Annotated in this window: 25 protein-coding genes; 21 read left to right on the top strand and 4 right to left on the bottom strand. The window is 61.3% G+C overall.

The features are described from left to right. Positions 1-15: 15 nt before the first annotated feature. From rnr to DXX99_RS02950, 5 genes are all read left to right on the top strand, one after another. On the top strand, positions 16-2,160 hold the full coding sequence (gene rnr / locus DXX99_RS02970; RefSeq protein ID WP_115792030.1) for a ribonuclease R: 2,145 nt from the start codon (positions 16-18) through the stop codon (positions 2,158-2,160). Between the two features lie 20 nt (positions 2,161-2,180). Continuing rightward, positions 2,181-2,609 carry a 50S ribosomal protein L13 gene (rplM, locus tag DXX99_RS02965; protein ID WP_115792029.1) on the top strand — a complete coding sequence of 143 codons (429 nt, stop codon included), beginning with the start codon at positions 2,181-2,183 and terminating at the stop codon, positions 2,607-2,609. Positions 2,610-2,629: 20 nt separating this feature from the next. After that, positions 2,630-3,025, top strand: coding sequence for a 30S ribosomal protein S9 (rpsI, locus tag DXX99_RS02960; protein WP_115792102.1), 396 nt, complete (start codon positions 2,630-2,632; stop codon positions 3,023-3,025). A 70-nt stretch (positions 3,026-3,095) separates the two neighbouring features. Continuing rightward, positions 3,096-3,836, top strand: a complete 741-nt coding sequence (locus DXX99_RS02955; RefSeq protein ID WP_240610788.1) for an N-acetylmuramoyl-L-alanine amidase — start codon at positions 3,096-3,098, stop codon at positions 3,834-3,836. A 5-nt stretch (positions 3,837-3,841) separates the two neighbouring features. Continuing rightward, positions 3,842-4,138, top strand: a complete 297-nt coding sequence (locus DXX99_RS02950; RefSeq protein ID WP_115792027.1) for a hypothetical protein — start codon at positions 3,842-3,844, stop codon at positions 4,136-4,138. Here the strand turns inward: DXX99_RS02950 and DXX99_RS02945 are convergent. Then, positions 4,135-4,971: an SDH family Clp fold serine proteinase gene (locus tag DXX99_RS02945; protein WP_115792026.1), complete on the bottom strand. Its 837-nt coding sequence runs from the start codon at positions 4,969-4,971 to the stop codon at positions 4,135-4,137. The two genes, DXX99_RS02950 and DXX99_RS02945, sit on opposite strands and share 4 nt — an antisense overlap. A 96-nt stretch (positions 4,972-5,067) precedes the next feature. On the opposite strand from DXX99_RS02945, the gene DXX99_RS02940 reads away from it, so the two are divergent. From DXX99_RS02940 to glmS, 15 genes are all read left to right on the top strand, one after another. Continuing rightward, entirely contained in the window at positions 5,068-5,787 is a 720-nt protein-coding gene (locus DXX99_RS02940) for a hypothetical protein (RefSeq protein ID WP_115792025.1), read from the top strand. A gap of 14 nt (positions 5,788-5,801) precedes the next feature. After that, the gene (locus tag DXX99_RS02935; protein ID WP_115792101.1) at positions 5,802-6,461 is read left to right on the top strand and encodes a LysE family transporter; all 660 of its coding nucleotides are present in this window, start codon (positions 5,802-5,804) and stop codon (positions 6,459-6,461) included. 15 nt (positions 6,462-6,476) lie between these two features. After that, entirely contained in the window at positions 6,477-7,835 is a 1,359-nt protein-coding gene (gene amrA / locus DXX99_RS02930; RefSeq protein WP_115792024.1) for an AmmeMemoRadiSam system protein A, read from the top strand. Between the two features lie 25 nt (positions 7,836-7,860). Further along, positions 7,861-8,874, top strand: a complete 1,014-nt coding sequence (gene amrS, locus DXX99_RS02925) for an AmmeMemoRadiSam system radical SAM enzyme (protein WP_115792023.1) — start codon at positions 7,861-7,863, stop codon at positions 8,872-8,874. 405 nt (positions 8,875-9,279) lie between these two features. Beyond that, positions 9,280-10,158: a branched-chain-amino-acid transaminase gene (gene ilvE / locus DXX99_RS02920; protein WP_115792022.1), complete on the top strand. Its 879-nt coding sequence runs from the start codon at positions 9,280-9,282 to the stop codon at positions 10,156-10,158. Positions 10,159-10,182: 24 nt separating this feature from the next. Further along, positions 10,183-11,844: a dihydroxy-acid dehydratase gene (gene ilvD / locus DXX99_RS02915; protein WP_115792021.1), complete on the top strand. Its 1,662-nt coding sequence runs from the start codon at positions 10,183-10,185 to the stop codon at positions 11,842-11,844. Positions 11,845-11,873: 29 nt separating this feature from the next. Beyond that, the gene (gene ilvB / locus DXX99_RS02910; protein ID WP_115792020.1) at positions 11,874-13,532 is read left to right on the top strand and encodes a biosynthetic-type acetolactate synthase large subunit; all 1,659 of its coding nucleotides are present in this window, start codon (positions 11,874-11,876) and stop codon (positions 13,530-13,532) included. A gap of 13 nt (positions 13,533-13,545) precedes the next feature. Then, positions 13,546-14,040, top strand: a complete 495-nt coding sequence (gene ilvN, locus DXX99_RS02905; RefSeq protein ID WP_115792019.1) for an acetolactate synthase small subunit — start codon at positions 13,546-13,548, stop codon at positions 14,038-14,040. A gap of 28 nt (positions 14,041-14,068) precedes the next feature. Further along, positions 14,069-15,061, top strand: a complete 993-nt coding sequence (gene ilvC / locus DXX99_RS02900; protein WP_115792018.1) for a ketol-acid reductoisomerase — start codon at positions 14,069-14,071, stop codon at positions 15,059-15,061. Positions 15,062-15,086: 25 nt separating this feature from the next. Further along, on the top strand, positions 15,087-16,634 hold the full coding sequence (locus DXX99_RS02895) for a 2-isopropylmalate synthase (RefSeq protein ID WP_115792017.1): 1,548 nt from the start codon (positions 15,087-15,089) through the stop codon (positions 16,632-16,634). A 7-nt stretch (positions 16,635-16,641) separates the two neighbouring features. Next, complete coding sequence (gene leuC, locus DXX99_RS02890) at positions 16,642-17,907, top strand: 3-isopropylmalate dehydratase large subunit (RefSeq protein ID WP_115792016.1); 1,266 nt, start codon at positions 16,642-16,644, stop codon at positions 17,905-17,907. Beyond that, positions 17,907-18,395 (top strand): LeuD/DmdB family oxidoreductase small subunit, encoded by a 489-nt coding sequence (locus DXX99_RS02885; protein ID WP_338065866.1) that lies wholly within the window; start codon positions 17,907-17,909, stop codon positions 18,393-18,395. Before leuC ends, DXX99_RS02885 begins: the two co-directional genes overlap by 1 nt. Positions 18,396-18,401: 6 nt before the next feature. Continuing rightward, on the top strand, positions 18,402-19,970 hold the full coding sequence (gene cimA / locus DXX99_RS02880) for a citramalate synthase (protein ID WP_115792014.1): 1,569 nt from the start codon (positions 18,402-18,404) through the stop codon (positions 19,968-19,970). A gap of 98 nt (positions 19,971-20,068) precedes the next feature. Next, entirely contained in the window at positions 20,069-21,448 is a 1,380-nt protein-coding gene (glmM, locus tag DXX99_RS02875; RefSeq protein WP_115792013.1) for a phosphoglucosamine mutase, read from the top strand. A gap of 259 nt (positions 21,449-21,707) precedes the next feature. Beyond that, on the top strand, positions 21,708-23,528 hold the full coding sequence (gene glmS / locus DXX99_RS02870) for a glutamine--fructose-6-phosphate transaminase (isomerizing) (RefSeq protein WP_115792012.1): 1,821 nt from the start codon (positions 21,708-21,710) through the stop codon (positions 23,526-23,528). A 22-nt stretch (positions 23,529-23,550) separates the two neighbouring features. On the opposite strand, the gene DXX99_RS02865 is transcribed toward glmS, so the two are convergent. The 3 genes from DXX99_RS02865 to DXX99_RS02855 are packed head-to-tail and all read right to left on the bottom strand — an operon-like array spanning position 23,551 to position 24,679. Next, entirely contained in the window at positions 23,551-24,153 is a 603-nt protein-coding gene (locus DXX99_RS02865; protein WP_115792011.1) for a manganese catalase family protein, read from the bottom strand. 14 nt (positions 24,154-24,167) lie between these two features. Beyond that, positions 24,168-24,437 carry a spore coat protein CotJB gene (locus DXX99_RS02860; RefSeq protein ID WP_115792010.1) on the bottom strand — a complete coding sequence of 90 codons (270 nt, stop codon included), beginning with the start codon at positions 24,435-24,437 and terminating at the stop codon, positions 24,168-24,170. Further along, positions 24,434-24,679 carry a spore coat associated protein CotJA gene (locus DXX99_RS02855; RefSeq protein ID WP_115792009.1) on the bottom strand — a complete coding sequence of 82 codons (246 nt, stop codon included), beginning with the start codon at positions 24,677-24,679 and terminating at the stop codon, positions 24,434-24,436. The genes DXX99_RS02860 and DXX99_RS02855 overlap by 4 nt, the downstream gene beginning before the upstream one ends. 209 nt (positions 24,680-24,888) lie before the next feature. On the opposite strand from DXX99_RS02855, the gene DXX99_RS02850 reads away from it, so the two are divergent. Further along, entirely contained in the window at positions 24,889-25,806 is a 918-nt protein-coding gene (locus DXX99_RS02850) for a cation diffusion facilitator family transporter (RefSeq protein WP_115792008.1), read from the top strand. The last annotated feature ends 29 nt before the right edge of the window (positions 25,807-25,835 follow it).

Raw genomic sequence — 25,835 nt, 5'->3', positions numbered from 1 at the left:
TGGTATAATAAAGGTATGGTTACCAAGAAGGAAATTTTGGAATTCATGAAAGCTAAGGCCTACCGCCCGCTGACCCTTAACGAGTTGGCGCGGATCTTTCTTCCTGACGGTAAGGGTCTGGGAGCCTTTAAGCGGCTTTTGCGGGAGATGGAGGAAGAGGGGCTTATATACCAGACGCGGGCGGCGCGCTACGGCCTACCGGAGCAGTTTAACCTGGTGGTGGGGCGCCTGGAGTGCCACCCCCGGGGTTACGCTTTTCTGGTGCCCGACCGCGAGGGAGAGCCCGATGTGTTCATTCCTCCAGGCTGCCTGGGAGGGGCTATGCACCAGGACCGGGTGGCGGTAAGGCTCTTCCCCAGCAGTCACGGGCGGACCCGGGAGGGAGAGGTGGTGCGGGTGCTGCGGCGGGCCCACCGGCAGCTGGTGGGCACGCTTTACAAGAAGCGTCGCTCGGTTTTTGTGGTCCCCGACGACCTTCGGCTCACTCACCAGGTGGTAATTCCCAAGGGCAAACTTAACGGGGCACGCAACGGGGAAAAAGTGGTAGTGGAGCTCACTACTTACCCCGGCCCTCACACTCCAGCCGAAGGCCGGGTGGTGGAGGTCTTGGGGCCGGAGGATGCCCCCGGCATGGATATGCTGGTCCTCTGCCGGCGTTACGGGCTGCCGGACAGCTTCCCTCCGGAGGTGGAGGAGGAGGCGGAAAACGTCCCCTTGACCATAAGGCCGGAAGAACTGGTGGGGAGAAGGGACCTGCGGGAGTGGCTGATCGTAACCATCGACGGGGAGGACGCCAAGGACCTCGACGATGCGGTGAGCCTGGAGCTCTTGCCCGACGGGACCTACCGTTTGGGCGTGCACATAGCCGATGTGAGCTACTACGTGCGGGAGGGGAGCGCGCTCGACCGAGAGGCCTTCCAGCGAGGTACCAGCATTTATCTACCCGACCGGGTCATACCCATGCTCCCTCCCCGGCTCTCCAACGGGATATGTAGCCTTAACCCGGAGGAAGACCGGCTCACCCTGTCGGTGCTCATGCGCGTTGACTCCAAGGGGGAGGTTCTGGAGTACGAGCTCTTCCCTTCGGTCATCCGTTCCAAAGCGCGGCTCACCTACCGGGCGGTCAACGACTACCTGGCGGGAAGGGGCGGGGTTCCCGCTCCCTTGCCGGGTCTGGGCCGCATGCTGGAACTCATGCAGGAACTCTGCCTTTGCCTCAGGCGCCGGCGTTTGAAGCAGGGGGCGATAGATTTCAACCTGCCGGAGACCAAGGTGGTCTTAGACGAAGAAGGACGCACCGTGGACGTCTACCCGGCAGAACGGGGCATTGGGGAGCAAATTATCGAGGAATTCATGCTCCTGGCCAACGAGACGGTGGCTCGGCACGCGGCCAAGCTCCAGCTCCCCTTCATCTACCGGATCCACCCACAGCCCGACCCGGAGAAGGTGGCCAGTTTAGAGGAGCTCTTGGCCAGCCTGGGCTACCAGAACACGCGGCTGGGCACCCTGGAGCCGGCGCGTTTCCAGGAGGTGCTAGAGGCCGTGGCCGGCAAGCCGGAGGAGCGGCTGGTGAACGCGGTGATGCTCCGCTCGCTCAAGCAGGCACGCTACGCGGCGGAGAGGAGCGAGCACTTCGGCCTGGCTTCCGAGTACTACACACACTTTACTTCCCCCATTCGCCGCTACCCCGATCTCTTCATTCACCGGGTTCTACGGAGCTGGCTGGAGGGGGCTAATCTTTCTCCCAAGCGGCGGGCCCGGTTGGAGAAGCTGGCGCAGGAGGCAGCAGCGCAGGCTTCCGAAAGGGAGCGCCTGGCCATGGAAGTGGAGCGGGAAGCGGTGGACATTAAGAAAGTGGCCTTTATGGTAGATAAGGTGGGCCGGGAGTACGCGGGCTTCATAAGCGGGGTCACCAACTGGGGCCTCTATGTCATGCTGGAGAATACGGTGGAAGGTCTGGTACACGTGCGCCATCTCACCGACGACTTCTACTTCTACGACGAGAAAAAGTACGCTCTGGTGGGGCGGCACACCGGGAAGCGTTGGCGGCTGGGCGATCCGGTGCGGGTACGGGTACTGCGGGCTTCGGTACCCGAAAAGCTGGTGGAGTTCAGCCTCTTGACAGAGGCCGAGGCCGCCGGTAAACTTTCATGTGTATGATTTCCGGGAGGTTAAAGAAGATGCGAACTTACATGGCCAAGCCGAACGAGGTGGAAAGGCGCTGGTACGTTATCGACGCCACGGGTAAGCCTTTGGGCCGTCTGGCCAGCATGGTGGCGCGTATCCTACGGGGCAAGCATAAGCCTATTTTCACCCCGCACGTGGACACGGGGGATCACGTTATCATAGTCAACGCCGAGAAAGTGGTGCTTACGGGGAAGAAGCTGGAGAAGAAGCTTTTCATCCGGCACTCCGGCTACCCCGGCGGCCTTAAGGTGATGAATTACGCGAAGCTTATGCAGACCCGGCCGGAGTTGGCTGTGGAGAAGGCGGTCAAAGGGATGCTTCCCAAGAACCGTCTGGGCGCACGCATGCTGCGCCGGCTGCGGGTCTACCGGGGGCCGGAGCACCCGCACCAGGCCCAGAAGCCGGAAAAGCTGGAGTTTTGAAGCGGGAGGTGAAAGGGACCGTGGCAGTGGTGCACTTTTACGGCACGGGAAGGCGTAAGGAATCGGTGGCCCGGGTCTTTCTCACTCCCGGCGAGGGTCGCATCGTGGTCAATAATAAGCCTCTAGAAGACTACTTCGGCGGGCGAAAGACCCTGACCATACTGGCCAGGCAGCCGCTGGAGTTGACTAACACCCTCGGCCAGTTCGACGTCAAGGCTACCGTCAGCGGCGGTGGCATATCAGGGCAGGCGGGAGCCCTACGCCTGGGCATAGCGCGGGCGCTGGTACAGGCCGATCCCAACTTGCGCCCGATACTGCGCAAGGCGGGCATGCTCACCCGCGATCCGCGCATGAAGGAGCGGCGCAAGTACGGGCTTAAGAAGGCGCGGCGGGCACCGCAGTACTCCAAGCGTTAACCTTCATATTTTCCACCCCGAAGGCGTAGGTATCTTCTTGATACCGGGCAACCTACTTGGGCCGGGAGGGGTGGATATAGCACGGAGTTCGGTGGTCAAACAAGCCCCCAGATTCCTACTTTTGGCGGTGGGGGCTTATTTATTTCTGCAGACCTCGGTCTGTCTCTGGGAGAAGCTGTTCTTCGATCGCCTTGCCCGTGAAGTAAGTGCTTTAGGTTCCCCCCTAATGGGGAAGCTTGTAGTAGTAGATCCGGGGCACGGGGGTCCCGACCCCGGGGTAGTGCGCGGGGGAGTGCGGGAAAAGGACATAACCCTGGCGGTGGCACGGCGGCTAAACCACTTTTTGCGACAGGCGGGGGCGGAAGTGGTCATGACGCGCGAGGAAGATCGGGATCTGGCCGACCCCGACCTTTGGGACATGAAGGAGCGGAAGCGCCAGGACCTGGAGCGCCGCATAGCCTTGGCCAACCGGCTCCAGGCCGATGTGTTTTTGAGCCTACATGTTAACAGTTTTGAGGAAACGGATGAATATGGCGCCCAAACTTTTTACCAGGCTGGTTCAGAGGAAAGCCGGCGGCTGGCGGAAGCCATCCAGCAAGAGTTACAATCCCTTTTAGGAAACACCGAGCGTCTGCCCAAGGCAGGGGACTACCTGGTGGGGAGACTGGCCCAGATGCCGGCGGTGGTAGTGGAGATAGGCTTCCTTACCCACCCGGAGGAAAAGAAGCTTTTGCAGGATCCTGCTTATCAGAGCAAGGTGGCCTTTGCCGTCTACGCCGGACTGACCAAGTTCTTTGCTCAGGGGAGGTGATCCTTTTGGCTCTGGTGGCCATGGTTATGTACGGTGCCGAAAAGGGGAGGATTTGCTTTGACGGAAAGAAGATCTTTGTTCAGGGGGAAGCTCCAGGGCTGGAGGCTGCTGTAGCTCCCTTCCTCAACCGCCCCCTCACCTACAGGGCACGGGAGGTGGTGGAGGGGAAGGAAGTCAAGGCGGAAAAGACGGCTCTGCCGGGCACGCTGGAGCACTTTTCGGCTCTTATCTGGCACTATCTCCCCTTTCACGCCGGGGTCAAGGTTCTGGCGGTCACCGGATCGCTGGAAGGTGGCTCTTAGCGGCGGCCATCCCGCTCCCGGTCGTAGGGGAAGGGTATGTACTGTACCGAGGGGCGGCGCATGCCGGGCTGCGGATAAAGGTCCATAAGGTCATAGATTTCCCGGGGCAGTTCGGTGCGCACGGGCAGTCCCAGTTCTTTGAGCTGCTCGTAGGTCAGCGGGTAGTCGTGGGTGAAGCGCCCGCTGGTGAGGTAGCGGGCTACCGCCAGCGCCTTCTCTTCCGGCATCTTCTCGCGCAGCAGGGAGAAGACGAACTCCTCCACCTGCCTTACCGCCTTGCGCGAGATGTCGGCCAGGATCATGGTAGTGTCGTCCACCTTGTCTATCCCTTTCTGGCGCACCACTTCCAGAATGGAGGCGGCAGGGTAATTGCCCAGTTGCGGGTCCACCGGGCCCAGCACGGCGTTTTCGTCCATGACGATCTCGTCGGCAGCCAGCGCGATCATGGTCCCGCCCGACATGGCGTAGTGGGGGACGAAGACGGTCACCTTGGCCGGGTGCTTGCGCAAAGCCCGAGCTATCTGCTCCGCAGCCAGTACCAAGCCTCCGGGAGTATGTAGCAGGATGTCTATGGGCATGTCCGGCGGGGTGTAGCGGATGGCGCGAAGGATCTGCTCCGAGTCCTCGATGTTGATGTAGCGGCTGAGGGGCAGGCCCAAGAGGCTTATGAGCTCCTGCCGGTGGATCATGGTTATGAACCTGGTTCCCCGGCGGCGCTCGATGGTCCTTATAAGCCTCAGCCGCTGCATTTCCAGGTGCTGTTGCTTGAACATCGGCCAGAAAGCCGAAAGGATAAAGATAGTCCACAGTATTTCGAAAAAGGACACCGCCATTTGCCTCTCAGCCTCTTTCTTTTCTTTTGTATTTGGTGTTATCATTCTAACAAGCGTAGCCAAACCCGAGCAAGCAAGGGAAGGAGAAAGAGCGAGTTGTTACCTGCAGCAGATCTTTACTCAGCGTTAGTATTTGCTCGCAACCAGGGTATTTTAGGCGTTCTTTCCCGCCTTTACGCCGAACTGCCTCCGGCCGCTGTTCCCTCGCCGGACTTCTGCCGGAGCCCCGCTCCGGCTGCTCTGGTGGAGTACCTGAACGCCTACCGCCAACTCAAAAATCTACCGGACAAGCAGGCAAGGGTGCTCAAAGCAACGGCGGAGTTTTATTTCCTGGAGCTGGTGGACCCCAAGCAGGTATGCCCCTTTTACGAGGGAGAGTGTCTTTTGGGGCCGGCCCGTCCCCTTTTCTGCCGGGCCTTGGGGCTTTTGAGTGAAGAAGAGTTTGCTAAGTGGGAAGAGGAGCGGGTGCGAAATCTCAAGGCGGTGGCGGAGCACTTCGAGAAGGAGTGGGGTCTGGAGATACCGGCGGCAATCCTGCTCCCTCGCCCTCACCCTGACGGGGCAGGAAAGGGGCGGCTCACCCTGCTCGATCTGGAGGGCTACCGGCTGCAACTGATGGAGCTGGACGCGCGCATCGCTCCCCCGGATCTGGCCTACCACCGCTTCACCTTCCTGCCTTTGGCCACCCATTTAGCCATGACCATCTTTAACCCCGGCATAAGAGGGAAGCGGGCGGAAGTGATGCGAGCCTACCTTGCCGGCTCGCGAGATTTGCTCGACAAGTACGTCAAGCGAGCCCAGGGATTTAGGTTTTAAGCTCGGTGAAGCGCATGAACCTATTTGCTGTTTTTGGAACTTCTTTCTTGGTGGCCCTGACGGGGGCCATGGCACCCGGTCCCCTGCTCACGGTGACCCTGGCCGAGAGTGCGCGCAGGGGAAAGAAGGTTGGCCCCCTTTTGGTGGTCGGGCACGCTGCTTTGGAGCTTTTGCTGGTGGTCCTGCTGGTCCTGGGGCTGGCTCCTTTCCTCTCCCGACCCCAGGTGGTGGCCGTGATCGGTATGGTGGGGGGTCTTTTTCTTTTCTGGATGGGAGCCAGCCTTTTGCGGGACGTTATAAAAGGCAGGCTGGTTTTAGACCTTGGAGCGGCTGGCAACCGGGAACTAGGTGGAGGTGGAGCCGGGAAGCTCATCGGGCTGGGAGCGGCGGTGAGCCTGGCCAACCCTTACTGGAGCCTCTGGTGGGCCACGGTGGGCTTTGCCTACTTGACGATTGCCCTACCGATGGGCCCGCTGGGGGTAGGGGCCTTCTTTACCGGGCACATCTTGGCCGACTTTCTCTGGTACTCGGTAGTGGCTTGGGCGATTGCCTCCGGCCGCCACTTTTTGGGACCTAGATTCTACCGAGGGATCCTGGGGCTGTCCGGCATCTTTCTTCTAGGGCTGGCGGGCTACTTTGTTTTGAGCGGCCTGCACTTTCAGGGCGTCTTTTAGGGGGTGTCACGGGCTATGTGGGTGCTGGGCGGAGGTTTGGTTCCTCATCCTCCCATTATGGTGCCGGAGGTAGGGGGAGAAGAGGCCCACCGCGTGCAACGCACGCAGGAGGCGCTCAAGGCGCTGGGCAGAAGGCTAAGTGAAAAGGGGGCCGAAGCGGCGGTGCTCATCACCCCTCACGGGCCAGTACTCTGGGAAGCGGTTCCCCTGGTGCTCCAGCCCCGTCTTGAGGGGGATCTGGGGCGCTTCGGGGCTCCGGAGGTGAGCTTTGCCCTCACCACCGACGAGGAGTTGGCCCGGGCTCTGGTGGAGGCGGCTGGAGAGCTGGAGGTGCCGGTGAGCCTGGTTCGCTCCGGGTACCGGCTGGATCACGGCGTCACCGCTCCCCTTTACTGGCTAGAGCAGGGAGGATTCAAGCTGCCCCCCGTGGTGTTATGCGGCATGGCCTTTCTCTCTTGGCGTCGGCTTTACCGCTTCGGGACGGCGGTAAGGAGGGCGGCGGAGAGGTGCCGCCGCCGTGTGGTGGTAGTAGCCAGCGGTGATCTTTCCCATCGTCTTTCCCCCGAGGCCCCTTACGGCTACGACCCAGCCGGGCCGCAGTTCGACGCCCGCATCCGCGAGATAGTGGCAACGGCCGACGCTAAAGCTCTCCTCTCCTTGGACCCTGCCTGGGCGGAGCGGGCGGGGGAGTGCGGCCTGAGGCCCCTCATCATGCTCTTTGGTACCTTCGACGGCTACCGCCTCAGGACGGAGATCCTCTCCTACGAGGGTCCCTTCGGGGTAGGGTATCTGGTGGCTTATTTCGAGCCGGGAGAGGAGACGCCGGAGCGGTGTCTGGTGGAGGAATTGGCAAATAAATTTAGAAAGCAGGAAAGCTACCTGGTAAAGGTGGCCAGAAAGGCTATCGAAGCTTATCTCAACCGGGGAGAGAGACTTAAGGTGAAGGATATACCACCGGAGTTTAACCGCCGGGCGGGGGTGTTTGTGTCGCTCAAGAAGGAAGGGATGCTGCGGGGCTGCATCGGCACGATATCCCCCACCCAGCCCAACATCGTAGAGGAAGTGATCGAGAACGCCATCAGTGCCGCCACGCGCGATCCGCGCTTCGAACCGGTGGATCCCCGGGAAATAGAGGACCTCACTATATCGGTGGACGTGCTGGAGGAACCGGAGCCGGTAGAAAGCCTCGCGCAACTCGATCCTAAGGAGTACGGGGTGATCGTGGTGAGCGGCTCGCGCCGGGGGCTGCTACTTCCCGACATCGAAGGGGTGGATACCCCGGAGCAGCAGCTGGCCATCGCTCGCCGCAAGGCGGGTATAGGTCCGCATGAGCCAGTTAAGATTTACCGCTTCCGGGTGACGCGATACCACTAAAACTTGATCCGGGGGAGAGGGGAGCTTGCGGGAAGCGCTTTTTTACGAAAAAAGGGACGGGAAGGTCGTTTGTCATCTCTGCCCTCACGAGTGCGCAGTCAAGGAGGGGAAGACCGGGCTTTGCCGGGTAAGACAAAACCGGGAAGAAAAGCTTTATACCTTGAACTACGGTGCCTGTTCCAGTTGCGCCGTCGATCCGGTAGAGAAGAAGCCCCTTTACCACTTTTATCCGGGGCATACCATCCTCTCTTTGGGGACCTGGGGCTGCAATCTTCGCTGTCTTTTTTGCCAGAACTGGGAGATATCCCAGGGAAACCCGCCCACCGTTAACTTGGAGCCTGCCCAGGTGCTGGACATGCTCAGAGCTCAGGGTCCGCGCTGTATAGGGGTGGCCTATACTTACTCGGAACCGGTAGTCTGGTACGAGTTCGTGCTGGACACGGCCAAGCTGGTTAAAGAGGCTGGCTACAAGAACGTGCTGGTGACCAACGGCTTCATAAACGAGGAGCCGCTTTGCAAGCTCCTTCCTTACGTGGATGCCATGAACATCGATCTTAAAAGTTTCCGGGACGAGTTTTACCGCCGGCTCTGCCGGGGGAGGCTGGAGCCGGTAAAGCGAACCATCGAGCAAGTTCACCGCCGCTGCCACCTGGAAGTTACCACCCTGCTGGTGACGGGAGAGAATACCGGGGAAGAGGAGATAGAGGCCCTAGCTTCCTGGCTGGCCGGGCTTAGTCCCGACATTCCCCTACACCTTTCCCGCTACTTTCCCAACTTTGAATTCACGGCTCCGCCCACACCGCTGGAGGACCTTTACCGGGCGCGGGACATTGCCCGGCGCTACCTGCGCTACGTTTACCTGGGAAACGTTTGGGACGAAGAGGGGGGCATTACTTACTGCCCGGAGTGCCGCCGGCCAGTCATTAAGCGGGAGGGCTATAAGATCCGGGAGGTGGCTCTGAAAGAGGGGGAAGGGAGTTGGCTCTGCGCCTCTTGCTCTGCTGCGCTGCCCCTGGTGGGAAGGGTTTTTGTCAGATAAAGTGCGGCAAAAATTTAAGGTGCGGATGTTGACATCCGCTTTTTGTTTTTTGTATACTGTGGGGAAAATTATCCGGGCCAAAGGCGAGGAAGGGGACAGGGCCGCGGACTCCTGCTCAGAGAGCCGGGGGAGGTGCGAGCCGGCCAGGAGGAGGCGGGAACCCTATCGCCCCGGAGCTGCGGGTCGAAAGAGGGTTTTACTCCTCCAGTAGGCCTTAGCCGGGTTGGTTACCCGTTACCAAAACCGCGTGTTGTTTCGACACGCAGCGAGTGGCCGTCTTTCCGTAAGGGGGCGGCAATCCAGGTGGTACCGCGGGAGCGAAGCCTCTCGTCCTGGGACATTAGGCTCTATCTGTGCGCCCAGGAAGAGAGGCTTTAGTTTACTTTGCACGTGGGGGGAGAAGCGTTGGGACTTATCGTTTATCTGGACGGCAGGTTCGTGCCCGAGGAGGAAGCCGCAGTCTCCGTTTTCGATCACGGTCTTCTCTATGGCGACGGAGTCTTCGAGGGCATCCGGGCCTACCACGGCCGGGTCTTCAAGCTCAGGGAACACATCGACCGTCTCTACGACTCGGCCAAGGCCATAGCTCTGACGATTCCCTTAAGCCGCGATGAGATGACAGAGGTGGTGCTGGAGACCTGCCGCCGCAACGAGATAAAGGACGGGTACATCCGACTGGTGGTTACCCGGGGCAAAGGGGACCTGGGGCTGGATCCCAGGAAATGCCCCAATCCTACCGTATTCTGTATCGCGGCTTCGATCCAGCTTTATCCTCCTGAGCTTTACCAGCGGGGGATGAAGGTGATCACCGTACCCACCCGGCGCAACGTGCCGGAGGCTTTAAACCCCCGCATAAAGTCGCTTAACTACCTCAACAATATCCTGGCCAAGATCGAAGCCAACCTGGCGGGGGTGCCGGAGGCCATCATGCTCACCCAAGAAGGCTACGTAGCGGAGGCCACGGGGGACAACGTCTTTATCGTACGCAACGGCGTGCTCATAACCCCTCCCCCCCACCTCGGCATCCTGGAGGGGATTACGCGGAACACGGTCATGGATCTGGCGCGGGATATGGGGGTGGAGGTAAGGGAGGCTGTCTTCACCCGCTACGACCTCTTTACCGCCGAGGAGTGTTTCCTCACCGGCACGGCAGCAGAGATCGTGCCGGTCATCGAGATCGATGGGCGCCCCATAGGCGAAGGTCGCCCCGGGGAGCTTACCTTAGAGCTCATCCGGGCTTTCCGGGAATTAACTAAGGTAGAAGGGGAACCCATTTACAAGTAAATCTTTTGAGGAGGGTTTTAGATCTTGCGCAGCGGGCGGGCAAAAGAGGGTTTAGAAAAGGCTCCCCACCGCTCTCTCTGGAAAGCGCTGGGACTCACCACGGAAGAGCTCAAACGACCCTTCATCGGTGTGGTCAACGCTTTCAGCGAGCTCGTCCCCGGGCACGTACACCTGCGGGACATAACCGAAGCGGTCAAGGCGGGAGTACGTTTGGCGGGGGGCGTGCCTCTGGAGTTCCCCGTCATCGGGGTCTGTGACGGGATCGCCATGAACCACGAAGGGATGAAGTACTCCTTGGCCTCGCGCGAGCTTATCGCCGACAGCGTGGAGGTCATGGCGGAAGCCCATGCCTTGGACGGCCTGGTTTTGGTGGCGGCGTGCGACAAAATAGTTCCCGGCCTGCTCATGGCCGCCGCCAGGCTTGATCTGCCCGCCATCCTGGTTTCCGGGGGCCCCATGCTGGCGGGGCGCTTCCGGGGGGAGGATGTCTCCCTGAGCACCGTCTTTGAGGCGGTGGGCCGGGTGAAGGCGGGGAAGATGTCGGAGGAGGAGCTGATGGAGCTGGAGGAGGTGGCCTGTCCCGGCTGCGGCTCCTGCGCCGGCATGTTCACCGCCAACTCCATGAACTGCCTGGCGGAGGTGCTCGGACTGGCCCTCCCCGGAAACGGCACCATTCCGGCGGTGAGCGCGGCCCGGCGGCGCCTAGCCAAACTTGCTGGCATACGGGCAGTGGAGCTGGTCAAAGAGGGGCTTACCCCTTCCCGGATACTCTCCCCCGCTTCTTTCCGCAACGCCCTGGCGGTAGACATGGCCCTGGGATGTTCCACCAACACCGTGCTGCACCTGGCGGCCATCGCTCATGAGGCGGGGGTTCCCTTCTCCTTGGCCGAGGTGAACCGGATAAGCGAGCGGGTGCCTAACCTGTGCCGCCTCGACCCTGCTGGGGTGCACCGGCTGCAGGACTTGGACGAAGCGGGAGGCATACCGGCGGTGGTCAATCTGCTCCTCGAGGCTGGGCTTATCGAAGGGGAGGCGCTTACGGTCACCGGCCGCACCCTGCGCGAAAACGTGAAAGGCGCGCAGGTCAGACGCCCCGAAGTGATAAGGCCTGTGGAGAATCCTTACAGCCCCACCGGAGGCTTGGCGGTGCTCTTCGGCAATTTGGCGCCTGAAGGGGCGGTGGTGAAGCAGGCGGCAGTGGCTCCTGAGATGTTGCGGCACACAGGCCCGGCGCGGGTGTTCGACAGCGAGGAGGAGGCGGTGGAGGCCATCCTGACTGGCAACTTCCGCGCGGGTGAGGTGATCGTCATTCGCTACGAGGGTCCCCGCGGCGGCCCGGGCATGCGGGAGATGCTGACCGCCACCGCCGCCCTGGCGGGCATGGGCCGGGACAAAGAAGTGGCCCTCATAACCGACGGGCGCTTCTCCGGTGCCACCCGGGGGGCTTCCATCGGGCACGTTTCCCCGGAGGCAGCGGCGCGGGGTCCCATCGCTGCCCTCAAGGACGGCGACCTCATCACCATCGACATCCCGGCCAGGCGCTTAGAGGTACATCTGGACGAGGGGGAACTGGCTCGGCGCCTCGAGGCCCTTCCTCCCTTCCGCCCGCGGGTGACCCGGGGTTACCTCTCTCGCTACGCTAGCCTGGTTTCGTCGGCCGCTCAGGGAGCTGTATTTCCCAGGTAATATATCAAATATCTGGGGGTGAGGGTTGTATGCGGCTCACAGGGGGAGAGATTCTCCTTAAGTGCTTACAAGAAGAGGGTGTAGAGGTGGTATTTGGTTATCCGGGTGGTGCCGTCCTCCCCATTTACGACGCCCTCTATGAAGGGGAGATAAGGCACATCCTCACCCGTCACGAGCAGGCGGCGGCGCACGCTGCCGATGGCTACGCCCGTGCCACCGGTCGCCCGGGAGTATGCCTAGCCACCTCCGGCCCGGGAGCTACCAACCTGGTAACCGGCATCGCTACTGCCTATATGGACTCCAGCCCCGTGATAGCCTTCACGGGGCAAGTGCCCACCAGCTTGATCGGCCGGGATGCTTTTCAGGAAGCGGACATCACGGGGATCACCATGCCCATAACCAAGCATAACTTTCTGGTCAAGGACGTCAAAGACCTGGCGCGGGTGGTAAAAGCGGCCTTCCACATCGCTACCACTGGCCGCCCCGGACCGGTGCTGGTGGACATCCCGCGCGACGTCTCGGGGGCGGAAACCGAGTACGAGCCGGTAACGGAAGTCAAACTTCCGGGATACCGGCCCGTTTACGATCCCGACCCGGAGCGGATCAAGCAGGCGGCCAAGCTCATTGCTACCTCCGAACGCCCGGTTATTGTCGCCGGAGGTGGGGTCATCCACTCGGGAGCCACCGAGGAGCTGGTGCGGCTGGCCGAGCTCATCATGGCCCCGGTGGCCACCACCCTCATGGGTATAGGCGGCTTTCCCGGTAACCATCCCCTCTCTTTGGGGATGCTGGGGATGCATGGCACCCGCTACGCCAACTACGCCGTGAGCGAATCGGACCTGCTCATAGCCGTGGGTACCCGGCTGGACGACCGGATAACGGGCAAGATAGAGACCTTCGCACCAGAGGCCAAGGTCATCCATATCGACATCGATCCGGCCGAACTGGGTAAAAACGTGCGGGTAGACGTTCCCATAGTGGGAGACGTGAAGCGGGCGCTCAGGGCTTTGATAGAGTTTCTGCAGAAGAACCCTCACCCGGCCTGGCTGGAGAAGATTGAGACCTGGAAGCGGGAGTACCCTCTGACCTTTGAGGCGAACGGCAAGCTCAAGCCGCAGTTCATTGTGCGGCAAATATGGGAAGTGACCGAGGGCAAGGCCCGCATTGCCACCGAGGTGGGGCAAAACCAAATGTGGGCGGCGCAGTTTTACACTTTCACCCGCCCGCGCTCCTTCATCACCTCCGGGGGCCTAGGAACTATGGGTTTCGGCTTCCCGGCAGCCATAGGGGTACAGGTGGCCTGTCCTGAGGAGGTAGTCTTCGATATCGCCGGGGACGGTTCCATCCAGATGAACATCCAGGAGCTGGCCACGGCGGTGAGCTACGACCTTCCCGTGAACGTGGCCATCTTGAACAACGGCTTCCTCGGCATGGTGCGGCAGTGGCAGGAGCTCTTCTACCAGCGCCGTTACTCCTACACCGAGCTTTACAATCCCGACTTCGTCAAGGTGGCCGAGGCTTACGGGGCGGAGGGAATAAGGGTAACCAAACCCGAAGAGGTGCGGCCCGCCCTGGAGCAGGCTATCGCTTCTCCCAAGCCGGTTTTCTTGGACTTCATCATCGAGCGGGAGGAAAACGTCATGCCCATGGTGCCTCCCGGAGAATCCATCGGGAAGATGCTGGGTTAAGGGGGTGGGAGGTATGCGGCACACACTTTCAGTCCTGGTGGAGAACCATCCGGGAGTGCTGGCGCGGGTGGCCAATCTCTTCCGGCGCCGGGGCTACAACATCGAAAGCCTGGCAGTGGGGAGCACCGAAAATCCGGCCCTTTCCCGCATGACCATTGTGGTGGAGGGGGACGACCGGGTAATCGAGCAGGTGACCAGGCAGCTCGACAAGCTCATCGAGGTCATAAAAGTGGAGAATTTTACCAAAGAGGAGCACGTGAACCGGGAGCTGGCCCTCATAAAGGTTCAGGCCGATCCTCCCCGGCGAGGAGAGGTCATTCAGATCGTGGACATTTTCCGAGCGCACATCGTGGACGTGAGCCCCGAGACGCTTATCGTGGAGGTGACGGGGGACGAGGGGAAGGTAGCGGCCATGATCGAGGCCCTGCGACCCTTTGGCATAAAAGAAATGGTGCGCACGGGGAAACTCGCCCTCCTGCGGGGCCCGCGCGCCCTCACCGCCGAGTAAAAACGTCTTCCAGAAGGAGGTTTTACCCTTGAAGGTCTTTTACGATGAGTCAGCCGACCTCAATCTCCTTAAGGGAAAGAAAATAGCCGTAATAGGCTACGGCAGTCAGGGAAGGGCTCAGGCCCAGAACCTGAAAGACAGCGGCCTCGATGTGGTGGTGGGTTTGAGGCCCGACTCCCCTTCGCGTGACCTGGCGGAGCGGGACGGCCTGCCGGTTATGACGGTGGCCGAGGCGGCGGCCAGCGCCGACATCATTCAGATCCTCATCCCGGACGAGAACCAGCCGGCGGTCTACCGGGAGGAGATCGCTCCGCATCTCACGCCCGGCAAGGCCTTGGGTTTCTCCCACGGCTTCAACATCCACTACGGCCAGATAGTGCCCCCACCTCATGTGGACGTCTTTCTGGTGGCGCCCAAGAGCCCCGGTCCCATGTTGCGCAGGCTCTATGCCGAGGGCAGGGGGGTGCCGGGCCTCTTCGCCGTGCACCAGGACTACACCGGTCAGGCACGGGGGCTGGCCCTGGCTTACGCCAAGGCGATAGGGCTTACCCGCGCCGGGGTGTTCGAGACCACCTTCCGGGAGGAGACCGAAACCGATCTGTTCGGGGAGCAGTGCGTGCTCTGTGGCGGGGTGACGGCCCTCATCAAGGCCGGTTTCGAGACCCTGGTGGAGGCGGGCTATGCACCCGAGATCGCCTACTTCGAGTGCTTGCACGAACTTAAGCTCATCGTCGACCTCATCTACGAGGGCGGGCTTACGGAGATGCGCCGGCGAGTGAGCAACACGGCAGAGTACGGGGACTACCGGGTGGGGCCCCGCATCATAAACGATTACGTTCGGGAAGAGATGCGCCAGGTGCTGAAAGAGATCCAGAGCGGGGAGTTTGCTCGCGAGTGGATCCTGGAAAATCAAGCCAACCAGCCCGTACTCAAGGCCTGCCGCCGGCGGGAGCAAGAGCACCTCATCGAGCGAGTGGGGAAAGAACTCAGGCGCATGATGCCCTGGCTGGGGCAGAAATGAGAAGAGACGAGGAGGTTGGAGCTTAGTGGAGAGAGTTTACATCTTCGACACCACCCTGCGCGACGGGGAGCAGTCGCCGGGAGTGAGCCTCAACGTCAAGGAGAAGGTGGAGGCGGCGCGGCAGTTGGCCCGCCTGGGGGTGGATGTGATCGAAGCGGGCTTTCCTGTGGCCTCGCCGGGGGACTTTAGCGCCTGCCGGGAGATCGCCCGGGCGGTGCGGGGGGTAACCATCTGCGCCCTGGCGCGGGCCCGACAGGCCGACATAGACCGGGCCTGGGAGGCGATTAAGGAGGCGGAGGCACCGCGCATCCACACCTTCATCGCCACTTCCGACATCCACCTTCGGTACAAGCTGCGGATGACGCGGGAGCAGGTGCTGGAAGCGGCGCGGGAAGCGGTGGCCTACGCTAAAAGATATACCTCCGACGTAGAGTTTTCCGCTGAGGACGCCTCCCGCTCCGATCCCGACTTCCTTTGCCGGGTATTGGCCGAGGCCATAGCGGCGGGGGCTACCGTGGTCAACATTCCCGATACGGTGGGCTACGCCGTCCCCGAAGAATTCGGGGAGCTCATCCGCACCATAAGGGAGAAGACGCCGGGGATAGAGAAAGTGGTGATAAGCTGCCACTGCCACAACGATCTGGGGCTGGCGGTGGCCAATACCCTGGCGGCCATCCGCAACGGGGCGCGGCAGGTGGAGGTGACCGTCAACGGCATTGGAGAGCGGGCGGGCAACGCTGCCCTGGAGGAGGTGGTCATGGCCCTTTACGCCCGCCGCGCCTTATACCAGGTGACCACCGGCATTAGGACCGAGGAGATATACCGAACCTCCAAGCTCATTTCCTCCCTCACCGGCATGCCGGTGCAGCCCAACAAGGCCATTGTGGGCAAAAACGCCTTCGCGCACGAGTCGGGTATCCACCAGGACGGTGTGCTCAAGGAGCGCACCACCTACGAGATCATCGACCCGGCGGTGATAGGGGTGCCGCGCTCCCGCCTGGTCCTGGGTAAGCACTCCGGGCGCCACGCCTTCCGCGTGCGCCTGCAGGAGCTGGGCTACGAGCTCTCGGAGGAGGAGCTCAACGCCGCCTTCCAGCGCTTTAAGGAACTCTGCGACCGCAAAAAGGAGATCACCGACGACGACCTGCTGGCGCTGGTGGAGGAGGAGATAGGGCAGGTGCCTTCCACTTACGAGCTCCGTTACTTCCACATCTCCAGCGGCACTACTGTGGTGCCCACCGCCACCGTGGCCTTGAAGATAGGGGAAGAGGTAAAAGAGGAGGCCGCCTGCGGCAACGGCCCGGTAGACGCCATCTACAAAGCCATCGACAAGTTGACCGGCCGACACCTGCGCCTGGACTCTTACAGCATAGAAGCGGTGACTGAGGGTAAAGACGCCATCGGCAGCGTCACCGTCCGGGTGACTGACGAAGACAGGGGGAAGACCTACCTGGGAAGAGGTATTAGTACCGACGTCCTGGAGGCCAGCGCCCGAGCTTACATCGATGCCCTCAACAAGCTGGCGGCAGACTTCAACGGCAACCGGACCAAGCAAGCAGAGGGAGAGGTGTGAAGGCTTTATGGGGATGACCATCACCGAAAAGATCTTGGCCTTTCACGCCGGCAAAGAGTACGTGGAGCCGGGGGAGATCGTAAAGTGCCGGGTAGACGTGCTCCTGGCCAACGACATCACCGCTCCTTTGGCCATAAAGGAGTTCGAGCGCCTGGGAGTTCCCCTCTTCGACCCGAACGCCCTGGTGCTCGTACCCGACCACTTCACGCCCAACAAGGACATAAAGTCGGCCGAGCAAGCTAAGACGGTGCGCGAGTTCGCCCGCCGCCACCGGATCCCTCACTATTTCGAAGTGGGCCGGATGGGCATCGAGCATTGCCTTCTCCCCGAGCAGGGGTTGGTAGTAGCGGGGGATGTGGTCATAGGGGCCGACTCTCACACCTGCACCTACGGCGCTTTAGGGGCCTTCGCCACCGGAGTGGGCTCCACCGACCTGGCGGCGGCTATGGCCCTGGGGGAGACCTGGTTCCGGGTGCCTCCCTCCCTCAAGTTTGTCTACACCGGCAAGCTCAAGCCCTGGGTGGGGGGCAAGGACCTCATCCTTTATACCATAGGGCAAATAGGGGTGGAAGGAGCTCTTTACTGTGCCATGGAGTTCACCGGACCGGTGATCGAGGGACTCTCCATGGACGGGCGCTTCACCATGTGCAACATGGCGGTGGAGGCCGGGGCTAAAAACGGAATCATTGCTCCCGACGAAAAAACCGCCGCTTACCTGGAAGGCCGGGCCCGCCGCCCCTACAAGTTTTTCCGTAGCGACCCCGATGCCCGCTACCAGGCGGTTTACGAGTTCGACGTGAGCCAACTCGAACCCCAGGTGGCCTTGCCCCACTCTCCGGCTAACGCCCGCCCGGTAACCGAGGTTACCCATATAACCATCGACCAGGCGGTTATAGGATCTTGCACCAACGGGCGCCTGGAAGACCTGAGGGTGGCGGCCCAGGTGCTCAAGGGGAAGAAGGTTCACCCTTATGTGCGCCTGATCGTCATCCCGGGCACTCAGGAGATTTACCGCCAGGCTTTAAAGGAAGGCCTGATCGAGGTTTTCCTGGAGGCAGGAGGGGCTGTTTCCACCCCCACCTGCGGGCCCTGCCTGGGAGGGCATATGGGAGTCCTGGCGAAGGGAGAGCGGGCGGTGGCCACCACCAACCGCAACTTCGTGGGCAGGATGGGACATCCCGAAAGCGAGGTATACTTGGCCAGCCCGGCGGTGGCGGCGGCTTCGGCCGTGCTCGGCCGCCTAGCCCATCCTTCGGAGGTGGTACAAGCGTGATCGAGGGCAGGGTTTTTAAATTCGGCGACCACATCGACACCGACCTCATCATCCCGGCCCGCTACCTTAATACCAGCGACCCGGCGGAGCTGGCGAAGCACTGCTTGGAAGATGCCGACCCCAGCTTCGCCAAAGAGGTGCGCCCGGGGGATGTCATCGTGGCGGGGGTGAACTTCGGCTGCGGCTCTTCCAGAGAGCACGCTCCCCTAGCCATCAAGGCGGCGGGGGTGGCCTGCGTCGTAGCCCAGAGCTTCGCCCGGATCTTTTACCGCAACGCCTTCAACATCGGCCTTCCCCTGCTGGAGTGTCCCGATGCCCCCCGCATTCCGGCGGGGAGCCGGGTGCGGGTGGATCTCCAGAGCGGCCGAATAGAGGTGCTGGATACCGGAGAGGTGTTCACAGCTCGCCCTATTCCTCCCTTCATGCAGGAGATCATCGCGGCGGGAGGGCTTATCCCTTACGTGGAAAAGCGGCTTAAAACGAGGTGAGCGCCTTTGGACAAGGTAGTGGTCTACGATACCACTTTGCGCGACGGTGCCCAGACGGAAGGGATCTCCTTCTCGGTGGCCGACAAGCTCAAGATAGCCCGGAGGCTTGTGGAGCTCGGCTTCGATTACGTGGAAGGGGGGTGGCCGGGCTCCAATCCAAAGGACCTGGAATTTTTCGGCCAGGTAGCGGGGGATCCAGTTTTGCGGGAGAGGGTCACCGCCTTCGGCTCCACCCGGCGCAAGAACACGCGCCCCGCCGATGATGAGAATCTGCAGCGCCTCTGCTCCTGCGGGGTGAAGACCGTCACTCTTTTCGGCAAGACCTGGGATCTGCACGTCACCCGGGCGCTCAACACCACCCTGGAAGAAAACTTGGCCATGATCCGGGAGTCGGTGGCCTACCTCAAGGAGCAGGGGTTAGAGGTCATCTACGACGCCGAGCACTTCTTCGACGGCTATAAGGAGAATCCCGACTACGCCTTGGCCACCCTAGAGGCGGCGGTTAATGCGGGGGCCTCTACCCTTGTCCTCTGCGATACCAACGGGGGGAGCATGCCCTGGGAGGTAGAGGCGGCGGTGCGACGGGTGGTGGAGAGGTTCCCGGGGGTCACGGTGGGTATTCACGCCCACAACGACACTGGCATGGCGGTGGCCAACACGGTGGTGGCGGTCAAGGCGGGGGCGCGGCACGTCCAGGGAACGGTCAACGGCTACGGCGAGCGCTGCGGTAACGCCGACCTCTGCGCCGTCCTCCCCAACCTCACCTTCAAGTGCGGCTTCGCCACCTTGCCCCGTGAGAGCTTTGCGCGTCTCGTGGAGCTTTCCCGCTACGTGAGCGAGTTGGCCAATGTCCACCCCTATCCCCAGCAACCCTACGTGGGGATGAGCGCCTTTGCCCACAAGGGTGGGGTGCACGTGAGCGCCATCATGAAGGAGCCCCGCTGCTACGAGCACATCGACCCCGCTCTGGTGGGGAATCGGCGGCGGGTGCTGGTCTCGGAGCTGGCGGGGCAGTCCAACTTACTCTACAAGCTCAGGGAGCTCAACCTCGACCTTCCCTCGCAGGGGGAGGTCGCCCGGCAGATCCTGGCCGAGCTTAAGGAGCTGGAGCGGCAGGGCTTCCAGTTTGAGAGCGCGGAGGCTTCCTTTGAGCTTCTGGTGCGCCGAGCGGCCAACAGCTACGAGCGCCCCTTCGTCCTGGAGAGCCTGCGTATCCTTACCGAGTTGAAGGAAGGTGGGGCGGTGCACGCCGAAGCCACCATCAAGCTCCGGGTAGGAGACAAAGTGGTGCACACGGCGGCGGAGGGGAACGGCCCGGTGAACGCTCTGGACAACGCGCTACGTAAGGCCTTGGAGCAGTTTTATCCGGCCATCAGGCGCATGCGCCTGGTCGACTACAAGGTGCGCGTGCTGGACGGTGCTGCTGGCACGGGAGCAGTAGTGCGGGTGCTCATAGAGACCGGGGACGGGCAGAGGACTTGGGTCACCGTGGGGGTATCTCCCAACATCATCGAGGCCAGCTGGCAGGCCTTGGCGGACAGCTTCACCTACGGCCTGCTGAAACAAGCTGAGTAGCCTTATTCTCCCCTCCCGCGTAGAATGAAAGTGACAACCGGTTGACACCGGTGACGGTAGCGTAATAAAGTTTTGGGCAGAAGGGAGGGGGGATAAGCTTGGGGGTACTTTTTGGCACCGACGGGGTGCGCGGGGTAGCCAACCGGGAACTCACCCCGGAGCTGGCCTTCCGTCTGGGACGAGCCGGTGCCTTCGTACTGGCCGAGAAAACGGGGAAGAAGACCATCCTGGTAGGGCGCGATACGCGGGCTTCCGGCGACATGCTGGAGGCGGCGCTGGTAGCGGGTATAACCTCAGCCGGTCTTAACGTCTGTCTCCTCGGTGTCCTTCCTACGCCGGCCGTGGCCTTCCTTACCCGGGCGCGCGGTGCGGCGGGCGGGATCGTCATCTCCGCCTCGCACAATCCCGCCGAAGACAATGGGATCAAATTCTTCGGTCCCGACGGTTACAAACTCCCCGATGCGCTAGAGGAGGAAATAGAAAACCTGGTGCTGGGCTCAATGGAGAGGATTCCTTCCCCTACGGGGACGGGGGTAGGGCGGGCCTATTCTTGTGCCGAGGCAGTGGAGGAGTATCTGGAGCACGTGCGCCGGATCGGTCCTCCCGGTCTTAAGGGGATGAAGATAGCGGTGGACTGTGCCCACGGGGCCGCTTACGCTTTAGCTCCTACCCTACTGGAGGGCTTGGGCGCCAAAGTCATCCCCCTGGGAGTGGAGCCTGATGGCCACAACATCAATGACGGTTGCGGTTCCACCAAACCCCACAGGCTTTCCCTACTAGTAAAAGAGACGGGGGCTGACTTGGGCCTAGCCTTTGACGGAGATGCCGACCGTCTCATCGGGGTGGACGGAAGGGGCGAGGTGGCCGATGGCGATGTTGTAATTTGGGGTTGTGCACGCTACCTTAAGTCCCACCGCAGGTTGAAAGAGAACACGGTAGTAGTGACCGTGATGTCGAACCTGGGGTTGAAACGAGCTCTGCAGGCCGAGAGCATCCGGGTGCTGGAGACCAGGGTAGGAGACCGCTATGTTCTGGAGGCCATGCTCAAAAGCGGCGCCTGTCTTGGCGGGGAACAGTCGGGGCATATCATCTTTCTCGATCACAACACTACCGGCGACGGGCTCATAACCGCCATGATGCTCCTGCGCCTGCTGGTGGAGACAGGTCAGCGCCTGGAGGATCTCAACCGGTCGCTTGTTCGCTACCCGCAGCTTTTGGAAAACGTGCGGGTGAGGGATAAGGGGCGCGTCATGCAAAGCCCCAAGCTTTTGGCGGCCATCGAGGCCGAAAAGATCCGGCTGGGAGAGGAAGGGAGGGTGCTCGTCCGCCCTTCTGGCACAGAGCCGGTAATCCGGGTAATGGTGGAGGCTTTAGATCCGGAAAAGGCACGTAGCGTTCTTGATTCTCTAGTTGACGTCATAAGGGAAATCGAGGAGGGGGGTGAGTTGGCGGCGGCAGCGCAGGGGAGCTGGGGCTAGAAGGCGAAGAGGTTCATAGACTTTAAGCGCCAGGACCGGCCTCGACTTAAGCAAAAGGCCGGTTGACGAGGTGGAGGTTTATCGAGCTTTCGGCGGATGCCTCCCGGCTGGCCACGGCCGTTAGCGGTGTTACAAAACCGGCAGGCGACTGCCGGGACAAAAGCACCAGGTGGCAAAAGAGGTATTGTTGCCTTCGTCAGGAGAACGCCGGCGGTAGGCACGGCGTTCTTTAGCCTTTTTTAGGGGGTGCGAACGAGCCGTGTGTGGCATTATGGGATATACCGGGTACCGGCAGGCCCTTCCCCTTCTGCTGGAGGGGCTCAAGCGCCTGGAGTACCGGGGTTACGATTCGGCGGGCGTGGCGGTGCTGGAGGAAGGAGGTCTCTTCCTCCAAAAGAAGGCGGGAAAAATAGCGGTGCTGGAGGCTTGTCTTGACGGCTTCTGCCCTTCGGGCAAGGCGGGAATAGGGCACACCCGCTGGGCTACCCACGGCGCGCCCTGCGACCACAACGCCCACCCCCACCTCGACTGCCGGGGTGAGGTGGCGGTGGTGCACAACGGGATCATCGAGAACTACGTTTCCCTGCGGGCGGAGCTCGTAAAGCGAGGCCACCGCTTCCTCTCAGAGACCGATACCGAGGTGATACCTCACCTGCTGGAAGAAGCTTATGAGGACGACCTCCTTTCGGCCCTGCGCCGGGTACTTCCCCGCCTGCATGGTTCCTACGCCCTGGCCGCCCTTTCCGTCCGCGAACCCGGGCGTCTGGTAGTGGCGCGGCGGGACAGCCCCCTGGTCCTGGGGCTAGGAGAGGGAGAAAACTTTCTCGCCTCCGACATACCGGCGCTTCTTCCCTACACCCGCCGCACCTACATTTTGGAGGACGGGGAATTGGCGGAGATCTGGCCCGACGGGATAAAGGTTTACGACGCGGCGGGGCACCCGCTTGAAAAGAAGGTCTTCCTGGTGGAGTGGGACGCGGCGGCGGCGGAAAAGGCCCCTTATCCCCACTTCATGATCAAGGAGATCCACGAGCAGCCCCGCGCCCTGCGGGACACCCTGAGGGGGAGGATAGAAGGGGGTAGGGTGGTCTTTCCCGAACTCGAAGAAGCGGTTTCCCATCTTCGGAGGTGCCGGCGGTTCTTTCTCACCGCCTGCGGCACGGCCTTCCACGCGGGGCTGGTAGGCAAATACCTTCTGGAAAAGCTGGCCCGCCTGCCGGTGGAGGCGGACATCGCTTCCGAGTTCCGTTACCGCGACCTCATTCTGGATCCGGGCGACGTGGTATTGGTCATCAGTCAGTCGGGGGAGACGGCGGACACGCTGGCGGCCCTGCGCCTGGCTAAAGAGCGAGGGGCCAAGGTGCTGGCCATCACCAACGTGGTGGGGAGTTCGGTGGCGCGGGAGGCCGACTGGGTGCTCTACACCTGGGCGGGACCGGAAATCGCCGTGGCCTCCACCAAGGCCTACACGGCCCAGGTGCTGCTCGTCACCTTGCTGGCCCTTTACCTGGCGGAGCTAAAGGTAACCCTTCCTCCCGAGGAAATTGCTTCTCTGGTGGAGGAGATCAAGCTCCTGCCCGAGCGGGTGGCTCAGGTGCTGGCGTGGGAGGAGGAAATAGCCCGCCTGGCTCAGGCCTTGAAGGAACAGCAGCACTTCTTCTTCATCGGCCGGGGTCTGGACTGGGCCGTGGCCGAAGAAGGGGCCCTGAAGCTCAAGGAGATCTCCTACATACACGCCGAGGCCTACCCGGCGGGGGAGCTTAAGCACGGCACTCTGGCTCTCGTAACTGAGGGGGTGCCGGTGGTGGCCTTAGCCACTCAGCCCCATCTTTTGGAGAAGATGCTCAGCAACATAAAGGAGGTGAAGGCGCGGGGCGCCTGGGTCTTGGCCGTCACGGCCGACGGGCAGGTGGTAGCCGGGGAAACGGATGTCTGCTTTCACCTGCCGCCGGGAAACCCGCTCCTCATGCCGGCGGTGGCGGTGGTGCCGCTGCAGCTCCTGGCCTACCATGTGGCGGTGGCCCGGGGCTGCGACGTGGATCAGCCGCGCAACCTGGCCAAAAGCGTCACGGTGGAATGAAAAAGAAGGGGGTTCGCCCCCCTTAATCTTTTTGCTCCGGTGTGAAGCCCGGCCAAAGGTGTCGGGGGTTATCTAAGTAGCTTTGCACGTGCTGCAGGGCTTCGCCGAAGCGCTGGAAGTGCACCACTTCCCGCTCTCGCAGGAAGCTTAACACCTCGCGGACGTCCGGATCGCTGGTGGAGCAGAGCAGGCGCTCGTAGGCGGCGCGAGCCTTTTGCTCGGCGGCCATATCTTCGGTTAGGTCTGCTACCGGATCTCCCGTGGCCTGGATATAAGACGAGGTCCAGGGCTCGCCCCCGGGAGAGTTAAGGAAGTTGGCGAAGCCGTGAACGGCGTATTGCTCTCCCAGACCGGCACTGCGAAGCTGCTGCGGGGTGGCATCCCGGATCAACATATGGAAAAGCGTACCAACCATCTCCAGATGCGCCAGCTCTTCGGTCCCGATGTCAATGAGAAGGGCCTTGGTGCGCCCGGTAGGCATGGTGAAGGCCTGGGTTATGTAGCGCCAGGAGGCGGAGAACTCCCCATCGGGCCCCCCAAACTGAGTCAGAATGAGCTTAGCCAAGCCTACGTCGCATCGCGAGACGCGCACCGGCCGCTGAAGGTGTTTCACGTAGATCCACATATCTTCCTTCCCTCCTATGTTCCGATCTCCCAGGGCCAGGGCTCTTCTATCCAGGTCCAGGTGTGCCCACCAGAAGCCCCGCTAAAATTCATCAAGGGACCGTAGCGTTCCTCATAGGTCCGCTGCAAAGAATGCAGGCGCTTCGCCGCCTCGTTGTAATCCTCCAGGGCACGGCTGTCATCAGGGTGGGTATCGAGAAAAAGGGCGAGTTCCAGCACCCGGAAGCGCCACTTTTGGATTTCGTGCAAGAGTTCATACTTCTCCTTAAGGTGGGTGCCGTTCATTTCCGGTCACCCTCCTTTTCCGGAAAATAGGTTTTGACGTAGCGGCGGTACGACGTGCAGGGCACCACGTACTCCGGCTGGTAAAGGGAGGGGAACATTGTGCCTCTGCTCAGCGCTTCGTCCAGATCATAGTCCGGGTCATAGCACTGGATAGCTACATAAGCCCGGGCTAGCTTAGGATGCGGGGGCAGGGTGCCGCAGGGAGGCTGTGAGCTGAGCTTGGCGGTGGCAGGCTGCTCCATACCTTCACCTCCCCCTATAAATGGGATGATTTGCCAATATACTATGCTCCGGGGAAGCCGATAGTGCTGGAATTATACTGTGTGCGAAGAGCCTTTGCAGGAGTCGGCTACTGAAATACGGACTGCTTAGGACGTTTCTGACCCTCCCCTTCGCTAACGGGCCACCCCATGGTAACTTAGAAATTAAAAGGTAAGAGAGGGGACGAAGATTGGCGGAGAGGGGGAAGAGAGCAGTAATCGCTGCTCTCACGGCCAATAGCTTGATAGCTGCTGCTAAATTCGTGGCGGCCTGGTTGACCCACAGCTCGGCCATGTTCGCCGAGGGCTTGCACTCTCTGGCGGACGTTGGGAACCAGGTCTTGCTGCTGGTGGGGATCAACCGGAGCAGCCGCCCGCCCGACCACGAGCATCCTTTCGGCTACGGGAAGGAAAAGTACTTCTGGTCCTTCCTCGTGGCGGTCACCATGTTCTTCGTAGGCTCCGTTCTTTCTATTTACAGGGGGCTGGAGGGCATTCTTAATCCCCGCCAACTCGAAGATCCACTGGTCAACTATGTGGTCCTGGGCCTTTCGCTTCTGTTCGAAGGCTACTCTTTGCGCGTTGCCTTGAGCGAAGTGAAACAGGTAGTGCGGGGAGCCTGGCTGCACGGCCTCAAGGAGATCAAGGATCCCACCCTTCTGGTGGTCCTCTTTGAAGATAGTGCGGCTCTTCTCGGCCTCCTTCTAGCCCTTCTGGGAGTTTCTTTGAGCGCCCTTTCGGGCAAGGCCATTTTCGACGCCCTCGCCTCCATACTCATCGGGCTAATTCTGGGAGCGGTGGCCTTTTACCTGGCCAGGCACACCATGGATTTCCTCATCGGCCGGAGCGCTTCGCCAGAGCAGTGCAGACTCATCGCCGCTGCTGTCAGGGAAGTGCCCGAGGTGGCGGAGTTGGTGGAGCTGTTGACGATGCATATTGGCCCCGACCAGATACTCGTCAATCTCAGCGTAAACTTTAAAGATGGATTGGACACCGACCAGATAGAGCAAGCTATAGACAAAATAGAAAGAAACATCCGCCAGGCGGTTCCCGAGGTTAGTCGCATTTTTGTCGAGGCGGAATCCATCCGGAGAACTACCAGGGGCTAAAAGGGAGATTTTCGGGAGCAGTAAGGCTT

It is taken from the genome of Ammonifex thiophilus, from assembly GCF_003368535.1.
Lineage (GTDB): Bacteria > Bacillota > Desulfotomaculia > Desulfotomaculales > Ammonificaceae > Ammonifex > Ammonifex thiophilus.
Note: the sequence above shows the minus strand (reverse complement) of the source record. Positions and strands in the feature narration are given on the sequence as shown.

Excerpts from the sequence above, each read along its gene's own strand:
- DXX99_RS02860 (WP_115792010.1), bottom strand. The coding sequence starts at position 24,437 with ATGAACGGCACCCACCTTAAGGAGAAGTATGAACTCTTGCACGAAATC.
- DXX99_RS02945 (WP_115792026.1), bottom strand. The coding sequence starts at position 4,971 with ATGGCGGTGTCCTTTTTCGAAATACTGTGGACTATCTTTATCCTTTCG.
- DXX99_RS02865 (WP_115792011.1), bottom strand. The coding sequence starts at position 24,153 with ATGTGGATCTACGTGAAACACCTTCAGCGGCCGGTGCGCGTCTCGCGA.
- DXX99_RS02855 (WP_115792009.1), bottom strand. The coding sequence starts at position 24,679 with ATGGAGCAGCCTGCCACCGCCAAGCTCAGCTCACAGCCTCCCTGCGGC.
- ilvN (WP_115792019.1), top strand. The coding sequence starts at position 13,546 with ATGCGGCACACACTTTCAGTCCTGGTGGAGAACCATCCGGGAGTGCTG.
- leuC (WP_115792016.1), top strand. The coding sequence starts at position 16,642 with ATGGGGATGACCATCACCGAAAAGATCTTGGCCTTTCACGCCGGCAAA.
- rnr (WP_115792030.1), top strand. The coding sequence starts at position 16 with ATGGTTACCAAGAAGGAAATTTTGGAATTCATGAAAGCTAAGGCCTAC.
- rplM (WP_115792029.1), top strand. The coding sequence starts at position 2,181 with ATGCGAACTTACATGGCCAAGCCGAACGAGGTGGAAAGGCGCTGGTAC.
- amrA (WP_115792024.1), top strand. The coding sequence starts at position 6,477 with ATGTGGGTGCTGGGCGGAGGTTTGGTTCCTCATCCTCCCATTATGGTG.
- DXX99_RS02935 (WP_115792101.1), top strand. The coding sequence starts at position 5,802 with ATGAACCTATTTGCTGTTTTTGGAACTTCTTTCTTGGTGGCCCTGACG.
- ilvB (WP_115792020.1), top strand. The coding sequence starts at position 11,874 with ATGCGGCTCACAGGGGGAGAGATTCTCCTTAAGTGCTTACAAGAAGAG.